This window comes from Pseudomonas plecoglossicida NBRC 103162 = DSM 15088, from assembly GCF_000730665.1.
Classification (GTDB): Bacteria; Pseudomonadota; Gammaproteobacteria; order Pseudomonadales; family Pseudomonadaceae; genus Aquipseudomonas; species Aquipseudomonas plecoglossicida.
The window spans coordinates 95,367-109,902 of the sequence record NZ_BBIV01000016.1; the positions used below are offsets into that span (position 1 = coordinate 95,367).

General features: G+C 63.3%; 11 protein-coding genes. 8 read left to right on the forward strand and 3 right to left on the reverse strand.

Annotated features, from left to right (window positions below):
* Nucleotides 1–27 precede the first annotated feature (27 nt).
* Complete coding sequence (locus PPL01S_RS11790; protein ID WP_016391200.1) at nucleotides 28–813, forward strand: iron-containing redox enzyme family protein; 786 nt, start codon at nucleotides 28–30, stop codon at nucleotides 811–813.
* Nucleotides 814–917: 104 nt separating this feature from the next.
* Here PPL01S_RS11790 and PPL01S_RS11795 read toward each other — a convergent pair whose 3' ends face one another.
* Genes PPL01S_RS11795 through ubiG form a run of 3 tightly spaced genes read right to left on the reverse strand, consistent with a single transcriptional unit; the run spans nucleotide 918 to nucleotide 3,074 of the window.
* Nucleotides 918–1,658 (reverse strand): YciK family oxidoreductase, encoded by a 741-nt coding sequence (locus PPL01S_RS11795; RefSeq protein ID WP_016391199.1) that lies wholly within the window; start codon nucleotides 1,656–1,658, stop codon nucleotides 918–920.
* Between the two features lie 43 nt (nucleotides 1,659–1,701).
* Entirely contained in the window at nucleotides 1,702–2,373 is a 672-nt protein-coding gene (gene mupP / locus PPL01S_RS11800) for an N-acetylmuramic acid 6-phosphate phosphatase MupP (protein WP_016391198.1), read from the reverse strand.
* Nucleotides 2,374–2,375: 2 nt separating this feature from the next.
* Nucleotides 2,376–3,074, reverse strand: a complete 699-nt coding sequence (gene ubiG / locus PPL01S_RS11805; RefSeq protein ID WP_016391197.1) for a bifunctional 2-polyprenyl-6-hydroxyphenol methylase/3-demethylubiquinol 3-O-methyltransferase UbiG — start codon at nucleotides 3,072–3,074, stop codon at nucleotides 2,376–2,378.
* A 110-nt stretch (nucleotides 3,075–3,184) separates the two neighbouring features.
* Here ubiG and mtnA point away from each other — a divergent pair, with 110 nt between their 5' ends.
* The 7 genes from mtnA (at nucleotide 3,185) to rpsA (ending at nucleotide 14,430) form a co-directional block, all read left to right on the forward strand.
* A complete protein-coding gene (mtnA, locus tag PPL01S_RS11810; protein ID WP_016391196.1) occupies nucleotides 3,185–4,261 on the forward strand; it encodes an S-methyl-5-thioribose-1-phosphate isomerase in 1,077 nt (358 codons plus the stop codon).
* A gap of 259 nt (nucleotides 4,262–4,520) precedes the next feature.
* Entirely contained in the window at nucleotides 4,521–7,283 is a 2,763-nt protein-coding gene (gene gyrA, locus PPL01S_RS11815; RefSeq protein ID WP_016391195.1) for a DNA gyrase subunit A, read from the forward strand.
* 137 nt (nucleotides 7,284–7,420) lie between these two features.
* Nucleotides 7,421–8,506 (forward strand): 3-phosphoserine/phosphohydroxythreonine transaminase, encoded by a 1,086-nt coding sequence (serC, locus tag PPL01S_RS11820; RefSeq protein WP_016391194.1) that lies wholly within the window; start codon nucleotides 7,421–7,423, stop codon nucleotides 8,504–8,506.
* The gene (pheA, locus tag PPL01S_RS11825; RefSeq protein WP_016391193.1) at nucleotides 8,506–9,600 is read left to right on the forward strand and encodes a prephenate dehydratase; all 1,095 of its coding nucleotides are present in this window, start codon (nucleotides 8,506–8,508) and stop codon (nucleotides 9,598–9,600) included. Before serC ends, pheA begins: the two co-directional genes overlap by 1 nt.
* Nucleotides 9,601–9,706: 106 nt before the next feature.
* The gene (locus PPL01S_RS11830) at nucleotides 9,707–11,947 is read left to right on the forward strand and encodes a bifunctional prephenate dehydrogenase/3-phosphoshikimate 1-carboxyvinyltransferase (RefSeq protein ID WP_028626003.1); all 2,241 of its coding nucleotides are present in this window, start codon (nucleotides 9,707–9,709) and stop codon (nucleotides 11,945–11,947) included.
* Nucleotides 11,944–12,630, forward strand: coding sequence for a (d)CMP kinase (cmk, locus tag PPL01S_RS11835; RefSeq protein ID WP_016391191.1), 687 nt, complete (start codon nucleotides 11,944–11,946; stop codon nucleotides 12,628–12,630). Before PPL01S_RS11830 ends, cmk begins: the two co-directional genes overlap by 4 nt.
* Nucleotides 12,631–12,753: 123 nt before the next feature.
* Complete coding sequence (gene rpsA, locus PPL01S_RS11840) at nucleotides 12,754–14,430, forward strand: 30S ribosomal protein S1 (RefSeq protein WP_008095150.1); 1,677 nt, start codon at nucleotides 12,754–12,756, stop codon at nucleotides 14,428–14,430.
* Nucleotides 14,431–14,536 lie beyond the last annotated feature (106 nt).

The following is a 14,536-nucleotide window of genomic DNA, read 5'->3' on the forward strand; positions in this document are numbered from 1 at the left end:
CAAATCACAGGGATCAAGGAGCTGAAAGTGATTGATGCATTCGTTCGTATCGGGCCTTTGATGGACCCGGCCAGTTACCCCCAATGGGCTCAACAATTGATCGAGGACTGCCGGGAGAGCAAGCGCCGGGTGGTCGAGCATGAGTTCTATCAGCGCTTGCGCGACGGCAAGCTGCGCCAGTCGACCATTCGCCAGTACCTGATCGGTGGCTGGCCGGTGGTCGAGCAGTTCTCGCTGTACATGGCCCACAACCTGACCAAGACCCGCTACGCCCGCCACCCCGGTGAAGACATGGCGCGGCGCTGGCTGATGCGCAACATCCGCGTCGAGCTCAACCATGCCGACTACTGGCTGCACTGGTGTCAGGCCCATGGCATCCACCTGCACGAACTGCAGGGCCAGGACGTGCCGGCGGAGCTCAACGGGCTCAACGACTGGTGCTGGCGGGTGTGCAGCACCGAGTCGCTGGCGATCGCCATGGCAGCGACCAACTACGCCATCGAAGGGGCGACCGGGGAATGGTCGGCGGTGGTCTGCGCCGAGGACACCTACGCCATGGGGTTCCCTGAAGACCAGCGCAAGCGCGCCATGAAGTGGCTGAAGATGCATGCCCAGTATGACGATGCGCATCCGTGGGAGGCATTGGAGATCATCTGTACGCTGGCCGGCGAAAATCCGACCCAGGGCCTGCGCAACGAGCTGCGCAAGGCGATCTGCAAGAGCTATGACTGCATGTTCCTGTTCCTGGAACGCTGCATGCAGCTGGAGGGGCGTCAGCAGGAGCGCATGCGTCCGGCGCTGGCGGCTGGCTGAGACTGTAGAGGCCTCATCGCCGGCAAGCCGGCTCCCACAGGTACACCGCAATCCCTGTGGGAGCCGGCTTGCCGGCGATGAGGCCAATAAAGGCGATACAAGGCTTACTGGGCGTTGAAGGCCTGCCCGTTCACCCCGGTGCTGTCCGGTCCCATCAGGTACAGATACACCGGCATGATCTCTTCCGGCAGCGGGTTGTTCTGCGGGTTCTCGCTCGGATAGGCCTGGGCCCGCATCGCCGTGCGCGTGGCGCCCGGGTTGATGCTGTTGGAGCGCACCGGCGCCACGTTTTCAAGTTCGTCGGCCAGGGTCTGCATCAGCCCCTCGGTGGCAAACTTCGACACCCCGTAGGCACCCCAGTAGGCCCGGCCCTTGCGCCCGACGCTGCTGGAGGTGAACACCACCGAGGCATCCTCCGACAGCTTGAGCAGCGGCAGCAAAGTGCTGGTGAGCATGAAGGTGGCGTCGACGTTGATGTGCATCACGCGCATGAAGTTGTCGCCGGAGAGCTGCTCCAGCGGCGTGCGCGGGCCGATGATCGAAGCATTGTTGAGCAGGCCGTCGAGGCGGCCGAACTGGTCTTCGATCATGACCGCCAGTTCGTCGTACTGGTGGGGCAGGGCGGTTTCCAGGTTGAACGGGATCACCACGGGTTGCGGGTGGCCGGCAGCCTCGATCTGGTCGTAGACCTCGTTGAGGTTGGCTTCGGTCTTGCCCAGCAGCAGCACGGTGGCGCCCAGGGCGGCATAGGCCTTGGCGGCGGCGGCACCGATGCCGCGGCCGGCGCCGGTGACCAGGATGATTCGGCCCTTGAGCAGGTCAGGGCGGGCGGTGTAGTCGAACATGTTCAGGTCCTTCACATGGGTGGGTGCGCGATCGGTGCAGGTATCAGCAGCCGCACAGGGCGCTGTCGATCACCTTGCGCAACTCCAGCGGGTGGTCCACCACCACATCGGCGCCCCAGTTGTTCGGGTTGTCTTCCGGGTGAATATAGCCATAGCGCACCGCCGCCGTGCGGGTGCCGGCATCGCGGCCGGACTCGATGTCGCGCAGGTCGTCGCCGACGAACAGGACGCTGGCCGGGTCCAGGTCCAGGGTCTTGCACGCCAGGATCAGGGGCTCGGGGTCAGGCTTGCTGTTCTTCACGTGATCCGGGCAGATCAGCAGCGCCGAGCGCTCGGCCAGGCCCAGGCGTTGCATGATCGGCTCGGCGAAGCGGACCGGCTTGTTGGTGACCACGCCCCACAGCAGGTTGCCTTTCTCGATGTCGGCCAGCAGTTCGTCCATGCCGTCGAACAGCTTGCTGTGCACCGCGCAGTCGCGCTGGTAGCGCTCCAGGAACTCCAGGCGCAGCGCCTCGAAGCCGTCGGCCTCGGGGCTCATGGCGAAGGTCGCGGCGACCATCGCGCGGGCACCGCCGGAGATCACATCACGGATCAGCTTGTCGTCGATGGCCGGCAGGCCGCGCTCGGCCAGCATGGCCTGGCAGATGGCGATGAAGTCCGGCGCCGTGTCGAGCAGGGTGCCGTCCATGTCGAAGAGTACTGCTCGCAAGCGCATGCTCATTCCTCGCGCAGGGTCTGGATCATGTAGTTGACGTCGACGTCGCCGCTCAGCTTGTAGTGCTTGGTCAGCGGGTTGTAGGTCAGGCCGATGATGTCCTTGACTTCAAGGCCGGCGACGCGACTCCAGGCGCCCAGTTCGGACGGGCGGATGAACTTCTTGAAGTCGTGGGTACCGCGCGGCAGCATCTTGAGGATGTACTCGGCGCCGACGATGGCCAGCAGGTAGGCCTTGGGGTTGCGGTTGATGGTCGAGAAGAACACCTGGCCGCCTGGCTTGACCATGCGGTAGCAGGCGCGGATCACCGAGGACGGATCGGGTACGTGCTCGAGCATCTCCAGGCAGGTGACCACGTCGAACTGCTCGGGCATTTCCTCGGCCAGGGCCTCGGCGGTGATCTGCCGGTATTCCACCTGCACGCCCGATTCCAGCTGGTGAAGTTGCGCCACTGCCAGCGGCGCCTCGCCCATGTCGATGCCGGTGACGGTGGCGCCACGCAGGGCCATGGCTTCGCTGAGGATGCCGCCACCGCAGCCCACGTCCAGTACCTTCTTGCCGGCCAGGCTGACGCGCTCGTCGATCCAGTTGACCCGCAGCGGGTTGATGTCGTGCAGCGGCTTGAACTCGCTTTCGCGGTCCCACCAGCGGTGCGCCAAGGCTTCGAACTTGGCGATTTCGGCGTGGTCGACGTTGCTCATTGAACAATCCTCTGAAACTTGTACGAATTGCGGCGGAGTATACCCGAGCGCCCAATGCCCAGGGTCGCTATAATCGCTCGCTTTTGATATCCGAACGACGGGGAGAGGCGATGCGCGAGCGACTTTTGGCGGCGGAGAAGGTGACCGGGATTCGCTGGCAGCACGGCGTCCTGCACCTGCTCGACCAGCGCCTGCTGCCGTCGCAGGAGCGCTGGCTGGCCTGCGACAATGTCGCGCAGGTGATCACGGCGATCCGTGACATGGCCGTGCGCGGCGCCGCAGCCATTGGCATCGCCGCGGCCTATGGCCTGGTGCTGGCCCTGGAAGAGCGCCTGGCCGAAGGCGGCGACTGGGAGCTGGACCTGGAGGAAGACTTCCTGGGCCTGGCCGAGGCGCGGCCCACCGCAGCCAACCTGTTCTGGGCGCTCAACCGCATGCGCGAGCGCCTGCAGCGCTTGCGCCCCAATGAAGATGTGCTGGCAGTCCTCGAGGCCGAGGCGGTCGCCATCCATGAAAGCGACCGCGAGGCCAACCTGACCATGGCCCAGTTCGGTATCGAGCTGATCCGCCGCCACCAGGGCAACGAGCAGACCCTGCTGACCTACGGCAACGCCGGTGCGCTGGCCAGTGGCGGCTTCGGCACGGCGTTGGGGGTGATTCGCGCGGGTTTTCTCGAAGGCATGGTCGAGCGTGTCTATGCCGGGGAGACCCGGCCTTGGCTGCAGGGCTCGCGCCTGACCGCCTGGGAGCTGGCCAACGAGGGTATTCCGGTGACCTTGTGCGCCGACTCGGCCCTGGCTCACCTGATGAAAAGCAAGGGCATCACCTGGGTGGTGGTCGGCGCCGACTGCATCGCTGCCAACGGTGACATGGCCGGCAAGATCGGCACCTACCAGCTGGCAGTCAGTGCCATGCACCACGGTGTGCGCTTCATGGTGGTGGCGCCGAGCACCAGCATCGACCTGAACCTGGCTACCGGTGACGACATTCCACTGGAAGAGCGCGATGCTGACGAATTGCTGGATTATGCCGGCACGCGTGTGGCGCCCGATGTCGAGGTGTTCAACCCGGTCTTCGACGTGACTCCGGCGGATCTGATCGATGTGATCGTGACCGAGCGTGGCATCGTCGAGCGGCCGGATGCCGTCAAGCTGGCCCAGCTGGTGTGCCGCAAGCGGCTTCATTGATGGGGCGCAAGGCAAGGCATTTCTGCCGTTCTTGAAATCGAGCGCTGGAGATACCAAGGCGTACACTTGCAGCCCCCATTTGTGATAACATCCGGCAGTTTCCAAGACCGCCCATCACAGCGGCCAATTTTGCGCAGATCCATGGCACAACTCATTGATTTGTCGTAAGTCGTCGCACCCCTAAGCGCTGCGGCGGCGAGCTTCGTTCGGCCCTTGATGGAGCTGCGAAGTTTCACCAGAAAAAGGAATCAGGCTTCTCATGGGCGAACTGGCCAAAGAAATCCTCCCGGTCAATATCGAAGACGAACTGAGACAGTCTTACCTCGACTACGCGATGAGCGTGATTGTCGGGCGAGCGCTGCCCGATGCGCGTGACGGCTTGAAGCCCGTGCATCGTCGCGTTCTCTATGCGATGAGCGAACTGGGCAACGACTGGAACAAGCCGTACAAGAAATCCGCCCGTGTGGTCGGTGACGTGATCGGTAAGTACCACCCGCACGGCGACACTGCGGTCTACGACACGATCGTGCGTATGGCCCAGCCGTTCTCGCTGCGCTACCTGCTGGTCGACGGCCAGGGCAACTTCGGTTCGGTCGACGGCGACAACGCCGCGGCCATGCGATACACCGAAGTGCGCATGGCCAAGCTGGCCCACGAGCTGCTGGCCGACCTGCACAAGGAAACCGTCGACTGGGTGCCCAACTACGATGGCACCGAGCAGATTCCGGCGGTCATGCCGACCCGTATCCCCAACCTGCTGGTCAACGGCTCCAGCGGTATCGCCGTGGGCATGGCGACCAACATCCCGCCGCACAACCTCGGCGAGGTCATCGACGGCTGCCTGGCGCTGATCGACAACCCGGAAGTCACCATCGATGAACTGATGCAGTTCATCCCCGGCCCTGACTTCCCGACTGCCGGCATCATCAATGGCCGCCAGGGCATCATCGAGGCGTATCGCACCGGTCGTGGCCGCATCTACATGCGTGCGCGTTCCGAGGTCGAGGACATCGACAAGGTCGGTGGTCGCCAGCAGATCGTCGTCACCGAGCTGCCGTACCAGCTGAACAAGGCGCGCCTGATCGAGAAGATCGCCGAGCTGGTCAAAGAGAAGAAGATCGAAGGCATCACCGAGCTGCGCGACGAGTCCGACAAGGACGGCATGCGCATCGTCATCGAGCTGCGTCGCGGCGAGGTGCCGGAGGTGGTGCTCAACAACCTCTACCAGCAGACCCAGCTGCAGAGCGTGTTCGGCATCAACGTCGTGGCACTGATCGATGGTCGCCCGCGCCTGCTCAACCTCAAGGACCTGCTCGAAGCGTTCGTCCGTCACCGTCGCGAAGTGGTGACCCGCCGTACCGTGTTCGAGCTGCGCAAGGCCCGCGAGCGCGGCCACATCCTTGAAGGCCAGGCGGTTGCGCTGTCCAACATCGACCCGGTCATCGCCCTGATCAAGGCCTCGCCGACGCCGTCGGAAGCCAAGGAAGCGCTGATTTCCACTGCCTGGGAGTCCAGTGCCGTGCAGGTCATGGTCGAGCGCGCCGGCGCCGATTCCTGCCGCCCTGAAGACCTGCCCGAGCAATTCGGCCTGCGCGATGGCAAGTATTACCTGTCGCCGGAACAGGCCCAAGCGATCCTCGACCTGCGCCTGCACCGCCTGACCGGCCTGGAGCACGAAAAGCTGCTGGCCGAGTACCAGGAGATTCTCGAGCAGATCGGCGAACTGATCCGCATCCTCAGCAGCGCCGAGCGCCTGATGGAAGTGATCCGCGAAGAGCTCGAAGCGATCCGTGCCGAATACGGCGATGCCCGCCGCACCGAGATTCTCAACGCCAGCCACGACCTCAACTACGGCGACATGATCCCGGAAGAAGAGCGTGTGGTGACCATCTCCCACGGTGGCTATGCCAAGACCCAGCCTTTGTCCGCCTACCAGGCCCAGCGCCGTGGCGGTAAAGGCAAGTCGGCGACCGGCGTGAAGGACGAGGACTACATCGAACACCTGCTGGTCGCCAACAGCCACGCCACCCTGTTGCTGTTCTCCAGCAAGGGCAAGGTGTACTGGAAGAAGACCTACGAGATTCCCGAGGCTTCCCGCGCCGCGCGTGGCCGCCCGCTGGTCAACCTGCTGCCGCTGGAGGAGGGTGAGCGCATCACCGCCATGCTGCAGATCGACCTCGAGGCCCTGCAGCAGAGCGCCGATCCGGATGAAGAGCTGGAAGACGGCGACGAGGGCGTGATCGAAGGTGAAGTGGTAGAGGTCGAAGAAGTCGACGAAGAAGACGGCGACACCCTCGAGTGGGTGGCCGAGCCGACCGGCGCGTACATCTTCATGGCCACCGCTTCCGGTACCGTCAAGAAGACGCCGCTGGTGCAGTTCGCCCGTCCGCGTTCCAACGGCCTGATCGCCCTGAAGCTCAAGGAAGGCGACACCCTGATTGCCGCGGCCATCACCGATGGTGCCAAGGAAGTCATGATGTTCTCCGACGCCGGCAAGGTGATCCGTTTCGCCGAAAGCGTGGTCCGCGAAATGGGCCGTACCGCCCGTGGCGTGCGTGGCATGAAGCTGGGCAAGGGTCAGCGCATCATCTCCATGCTGATTCCCGAGTCTGGCGCGCAGATCCTCACCGCTTCCGAGCGTGGCTTCGGCAAACGCACGCCGCTCTCCAAGTTCCCGCGTCGCGGGCGTGGTGGCCAGGGCGTCATCGCCATGGGCACCAAGGGTCGCAACGGGTTGCTGATCGGCGCCATCCAGGTGCAGGAAGGGGAAGAGATCATGCTCATCTCCGACCAGGGCACCCTGGTGCGCACGCGGGTTGGCGAGGTCTCCAGCCTGGGTCGCAATACTCAGGGCGTGACGCTGATCAAGCTGGCCAACGACGAAACACTGGTGGGCCTTGAGCGTATCCAGGAACCGTCCGAGGACGAACTCGATGAACTGGTCGAGGGGGACGCGGAAGGCGTCGAGGCCGATGCGGCGAGCGATGAGAACGCCGGCGCCGAAGAGGCACCGCAAGAGTAAGCAAGCGCAACAACCCGAGCGGGGCGACCAAGGTCGCCCCGTTTGACTGATAAAGCCAGGCCCCTGGCAGGCGCCCCGGTTTTAGCTGGTCGACATCGAATTACGATTTTGTTCTATTTGGCAGAGCGAGAGTGGATGTGAGCAAACGAGCCTTTAACTTCTGCGCAGGCCCTGCCGCGCTTCCGGAAGCTGTCCTGCAGCGTGCCCAGGCCGAAATGCTGGACTGGCGTGGCAAGGGCTTGTCGGTGATGGAAATGAGCCATCGCAGCGACGACTACGTGGCCATCGCCGAAAAGGCCGAGCAGGACCTGCGTGACCTGCTGTCCGTCCCCTCCAACTACAAGGTGCTGTTCCTGCAGGGCGGCGCGAGCCAGCAGTTCGCCGAGATCCCGCTGAACCTGCTGCCGGAAGACGGCACCGCCGACTATATCGAAACCGGTATCTGGTCGAAGAAGGCCATCGAGGAAGCTCGCCGCTTCGGCAACGTCAACGTAGCCGCCAGCGCCAAGCCCTACGATTACCTGGCCATTCCGGGCCAGAACGAGTGGAAGCTGACCCAGAACGCCGCTTACGTTCACTATGCGTCCAACGAGACCATCGGTGGCCTGCAGTTCGACTGGGTGCCCGAGACCGGTGACGTTCCGCTGGTGGTCGACATGTCGTCCGACATCCTTTCCCGTCCGATCGATGTGTCCCAATACGGCATGATCTATGCTGGCGCGCAAAAGAACATCGGCCCGAGCGGCCTGGTGGTGGTGATCGTCCGCGAAGACCTGCTGGGCCGTGCCCGCAGCAGCTGCCCGACCATGCTCGACTACAAGGTCGCGGCCGACAACGGCTCGATGTACAACACCCCGGCGACCTATTCCTGGTACCTCTCCGGCCTGGTCTTCGAGTGGCTCAAGGAGCAGGGTGGTGTCGAGGCCATGGAACAGCGCAACCGCGCCAAGAAAGACCGCCTGTATGGCTTCATCGACGCCAGCGAGTTCTACACCAACCCGATCAGCCACAACGCCCGTTCGTGGATGAACGTGCCGTTCCGCCTGGCTGACGAGCGTCTGGACAAGGCATTCCTGGCCGGCGCCGATGCCCGTGGCCTGCTCAACCTCAAGGGCCACCGTTCGGTGGGCGGCATGCGCGCTTCCATCTACAACGCCCTGGGCCTCGAGGCGGTGGACGCCCTGGTGGCCTACATGGCCGAATTCGAGAAGGAGCACGGCTGATGTCCGATCAGGAACTCAAGGCGCTGCGTGTACGCATCGACAGTCTCGACGAAAAGATCCTCGAGCTGATCAGCGAGCGTGCCCGCTGCGCCCAGGAAGTGGCCAAGGTCAAGACCGCCACGCTGGCCGAAGGCGAGAAGCCGGTGTTCTATCGCCCCGAGCGTGAAGCGGCGGTGCTCAAGCGCGTCATGGAGGGCAACAAGGGGCCGCTGGACAACGAAGAGATGGCGCGGTTGTTCCGCGAAATCATGTCGTCCTGCCTGGCCCTGGAAGAGCCGCTGAAGATCGCCTACCTCGGCCCCGAAGGCACCTTCACCCAGGCCGCGGCGATGAAGCACTTCGGCCATGCCGTGGTCAGCCGCCCGATGGCGGCCATCGACGAAGTGTTCCGCGAAGTGGCGGCCGGTGCCGTCAACTTCGGCGTGGTGCCGGTGGAAAACTCCACCGAGGGCGCGGTCAGCCACACCCTGGACAGCTTCCTCGAGCACGACATGGTGATCTGCGGTGAAGTGGAGCTTCGCATCCACCACCACCTGCTGGTGGGCGAGAACACCAAGACCGACAGCATCACCCGCATCTACTCCCACGCACAGTCCTTGGCCCAGTGCCGCAAGTGGCTGGATGCGCATTACCCGAATGTCGAGCGGGTGGCGGTGTCGAGCAATGCCGAGGCCGCCAAGCGGGTCAAGGGCGAATGGAACTCGGCGGCGATCGCCGGTGACATGGCCGCCAACCTGTATGGCCTGACCCGCCTGGCCGAGAAGATCGAAGACCGTCCGGACAACTCCACGCGCTTCCTGATGATTGGCAGCCAGGAGGTGCCGCCGACCGGCGACGACAAGACCTCGATCATCGTTTCGATGAGCAACAAGCCGGGCGCCTTGCATGAACTGCTGGTGCCGTTCCATGAGAACGGTATCGACCTGACTCGCATCGAGACGCGCCCGTCGCGCAGTGGCAAATGGACCTACGTGTTCTTCATCGACTTCGTCGGCCACCACCGCGACCCGCTGATCAAGGCCGTGCTGGAGCAGATCAGCCAGGAGGCCGTGGCGCTGAAGGTGCTGGGGTCGTATCCGAAGGCGGTGCTTTGATTCAAGGCTGTCGGGGTCGCCGTGCGGCCCATCGCCGGCAATGGGCTGCGACGCAGCCCCATGCGGTCTCACAGTCCGTGAAGATTTCTGAACAGGGTTCGCACCAGTGGTAAATGCAGCAAACACCAAACCCGCACCAATCATCGGTCGCCTGGTGGTGGTCGGCCTCGGCCTGATCGGCGGCTCCTTCGCCAAGGGCCTTCGCGAAAGCGGTCTGTGCCGAGAAGTGGTCGGCGTCGACCTGGACGCGCCTTCGCGCAAGCAGGCGGTGGCCCTGGGCGTGGTCGATCGCTGCGAAGAAGACCTGGCTGCTGCCTGCGTCGGTGCCGATGTCATCCAGCTTGCCGTGCCGATCCTGGCCATGGAGAAAGTCCTGGACCACCTGGCCCGGCTCGACCTGGGCAACGCGGTGATCACCGACGTCGGCAGCGCCAAGGGCAACGTCGTGCGCGAGGCGCGTGCCGTCTTCGGCGAGCGCTTGGCGCGCTTCGTTCCCGGCCACCCGATTGCCGGCTCCGAGCAGAGCGGGGTAGAAGCCTCCAATGCCACCCTGTTCCGCCGCCACAAGGTCATCCTCACGCCGCTGACGGAAACCGACCCGGCTGCCCTGGCCCTGGTCGACCGCCTGTGGCGCGCCTTGGGCGCCGACGTCGAGCACATGCTGGTGGAGCGCCACGACGAAGTGCTGGCCGCCACCAGCCACCTGCCGCACCTGCTGGCCTTCGGCCTGGTCGACTCGCTGGCCAAACGCAATGAAAACCTCGAAATCTTCCGGTACGCTGCGGGAGGTTTCCGCGATTTCACGAGAATCGCCGGTAGCGATCCGATCATGTGGCACGACATCTTCCTCGCCAACCGCGAGGCAGTCCTGCGCACCCTTGATACATTTCGCAGCGACCTCGACGCCCTGCGCGACGCGGTCGATGCTGGGGACGGGCATCAGCTGCTGGGGGTATTCACCCGCGCACGCGTTGCCCGCGAGCATTTCAGTAAAATCCTGGCCCGCCGGGCCTATGTGGACGCTATGAACGCCAACGATCTGATTTTCCTGGCCCAACCGGGTGGCCGCCTGTCCGGGCGAATCCGCGTACCGGGCGACAAGTCGATTTCCCACCGTTCGATCATGCTCGGCTCGCTGGCCGAAGGCACGACCGAAGTCGAAGGCTTCCTCGAGGGTGAGGACGCCCTGGCGACCCTGCAGGCGTTTCGTGACATGGGGGTGGTCATCGAGGGCCCGAACCATGGCCGTGTGACCATTCATGGCGTCGGCCTGCACGGCCTCAAGCCGCCACCCGGTCCGATCTACGTGGGTAACTCCGGTACCTCCATGCGTCTGCTGTCGGGCCTGCTGGCCGGCCAGCCGTTCGACGTGACCATGACCGGTGACGCCTCGCTGTCCAAGCGCCCGATGAACCGTGTGGCCAACCCGCTGCGCGAAATGGGTGCGGTGGTCGAGACCGGCCCTGAAGGGCGTCCACCGCTGACCATTCGTGGTGGCCACAAGCTCAAGGCATTGACCTACACGCTGCCGATGGCCAGTGCCCAGGTCAAATCCTGCCTGCTGCTGGCCGGCCTGTACGCCGAAGGCAAGACCACCGTCACCGAGCCTGCGCCAACCCGGGATCACACCGAGCGCATGCTGCGTGGCTTCGGCTACTCGGTCGAAACCAATGGCCCGGTCGCTTCCCTGCAGGCCGGTGGCAAACTGACCGCGACCCGCATCGAAGTGCCGGCGGACATTTCCTCCGCAGCGTTCTTCCTGGTGGCCGCCTCGATCGCCGAAGGCTCGGAGCTTGTGCTCGAGCACGTCGGCATCAACCCGACCCGCACCGGTGTGATCGACATTCTGCGGCTGATGGGCGGCGACATCACCCTGGAGAACCAGCGTGAAGTCGGCGGCGAGCCGGTGGCCGACCTGCGCGTGCGCGGTGCACGACTCAAGGGTATCGACATTCCTGAAGAGCTGGTGCCGCTGGCCATCGACGAATTCCCGGTGCTGTTCGTGGCCGCTGCCTGCGCCGAAGGGCGTACCGTGCTGCGCGGTGCCGAAGAGCTGCGGGTGAAGGAGTCGGACCGCATCCAGGTCATGGCCGATGGCCTGATCACCCTGGGCGTGAAGTGCGAGCCGACCCCGGATGGCATCATCATCGACGGCGGTCAGCTGGGTGGCGGCGAAGTGCATGGTCATGGTGACCATCGCATCGCCATGGCCTTCAGCGTGGCCTCGCTGCGTGCCAGTGCGCCGATTCGCATCCATGACTGCGCCAATGTCGCCACCTCGTTCCCGAACTTCCTCAAGCTGTGCGCCGAAGTCGGCATCCGCGTCGCCGAAGAGGGCAAGTCGTGAATTCGCAAGCACCGGTCATCACCATCGACGGGCCGAGCGGCTCGGGCAAGGGCACGGTCGCAGGTCTGCTGGCCCGCGAGCTGGGCTGGAGGCTGCTGGACTCCGGCGCGCTGTACCGGCTGCTGGCGTTCAACGCCAGCAACCACGGTGTCGACCTGACCAACGAAGAGCTGCTCAAGGCCTTGGCCGCCCATCTGGATGTGCAGTTCATCGCTGCCGAGCCGGGTAAGCTTCAACAGATCATTCTTGAAGGTGAGGATGTCAGCAATGTCATCCGCACCGAGACGGTCGGTGCCGGTGCATCGATGGTCGCGTCCTTGCCGGCGGTTCGCGAAGCGCTTTTGCAGCGCCAACGCGCCTTCCGCGAGGCGCCAGGGCTGATCGCCGACGGTCGCGACATGGGCACCGTGGTGTTCCCGGATGCGCCGTTGAAGGTCTTCCTCACCGCCAGTGCCGAGGAGCGGGCTCGTCGCCGCTACCTGCAGTTGAAGGGCAAGGGTGAAGATGTTAGTCTGTCGAGTCTGCTAGATGAGATTCGTGCACGCGATGAGCGTGACACCCAGCGTTCAGTGGCCCCGCTCAAACCAGCGGCCGATGCCATTCAGCTGGACTCTACCGAGTTGTCCATCGATCAGGTGTTGCAACGTATCAGAAGCGAGCTCGCCCAGCGCGACTTGGTCTGATCGCCAGGAGAGCCGGCAGGGGCACCAGTCAACGTCCTGCCTGCTTTCCTTTACTTAACGAAACCCACATTGTCTGGAATGTGGCTATGGGCGTCTGTTTCGCCCGAATCTACAGGAATTAAAATGAGCGAAAGCTTTGCAGAACTCTTTGAAGAAAGCCTGAAAACCCTCAATCTTCAGCCGGGTGCGATCATCTCCGGTATCGTTGTCGACATCGACGGCGACTGGGTTACCGTACACGCTGGCCTGAAGTCCGAGGGCGTCATCCCGCTCGAGCAGTTCTACAACGAAGCTGGCGAGCTGACCATCAAGGTCGGTGACGAAGTTCACGTTGCGCTGGACGCGGTCGAAGACGGCTTTGGCGAAACCAAACTGTCCCGTGAAAAAGCCAAGCGCGCCGAGTGCTGGATTGTTCTGGAAGCAGCTTTCGCCGCCGAAGAAGTGGTCAAGGGCGTTATCAACGGTAAGGTTAAGGGCGGCTTCACTGTCGACGTTAACGGCATCCGTGCGTTCCTGCCGGGCTCCCTGGTTGATGTCCGCCCTGTGCGCGACACCACCCACCTGGAAGGCAAAGAGCTGGAATTCAAGGTCATCAAGCTGGACCAGAAGCGCAACAACGTTGTCGTTTCCCGTCGCAGCGTGCTGGAAGCCGAGAACAGCGCCGAGCGCGAAGCCCTGCTGGAAACCCTGCAGGAAGGCCAACAGGTCAAAGGTATCGTCAAGAACCTCACCGACTACGGCGCCTTCGTGGACCTGGGCGGCATCGACGGCCTGCTGCACATCACCGACATGGCCTGGAAACGCATCAAGCACCCGTCGGAAATCGTCAACGTTGGTGACGAAGTCGACGTTCGCGTTCTGAAGTTCGACCGTGAGCGCAACCGCGTTTCGCTGGGTCTGAAGCAGATGGGCGAAGATCCGTGGGTAGCTATCACTTCGCGTTACCCAGAAGGTACTCGCGTACAGGCTCGCGTTACCAACCTGACCGACTACGGCTGCTTCGCTGAGCTGGAAGAAGGCGTTGAAGGTCTGGTACACGTTTCCGAAATGGACTGGACCAACAAGAACATCCACCCGTCGAAAGTCGTTCAGGTTGGCGACGAAGTGGAAGTCATGGTTCTGGACATCGACGAAGAGCGTCGTCGTATCTCCCTGGGCATCAAGCAGTGCAAGTCCAACCCATGGGAAGACTTCTCCGGCCAGTTCAACAAGGGTGACAAGATCACCGGTACCATCAAGTCGATCACCGACTTCGGTATCTTCATCGGTCTGGACGGCGGCATCGACGGTCTGGTTCACCTGTCCGACATCTCCTGGAACGAAACCGGCGAAGAAGCCGTGCGTCGCTTCAAGAAGGGCGACGAGCTGGAAACCGTCATCCTGTCGGTTGATCCAGAGCGCGAGCGCATCTCCCTGGGCATCAAGCAGCTGGAAGACGATCCGTTCTCCAACTTCGTTGCTGTCAACGACAAGGGCGCTATTGTCAAGGGCATCGTGAAAGAAGTTGACGCCAAAGGCGCCATCGTCACCCTGGCCGACGACATCGAAGCTACTCTGAAAGCTTCCGAAATCAGCCGTGACCGCGTTGAAGACGCGCGTAACGTCCTGAAGGAAGGCGAAGAGATCGAAGCCAAGATCATCAGCGTTGACCGCAAGTCCCGCGTTATCAGCCTGTCGATCAAATCGAAAGACGACGCTGAAGAGCGCGAAGCCATCCAGAGCCTGAAAAACGCTCCGGAAGCGGCTGCCGACACCACCATGGCTGCGCTGCTGCGCGAAGCAATGGCCAAGCAGAACTGAGTTCTGTTTGATCGGTAAAAAAGGGTGGCCTTCGGGCCACCCTTTTTTTTGGCGGTGTGATGGCAGGGTGTTCGCTGTAAGGTTTTGTCGTTGGTGAGATCGAGCG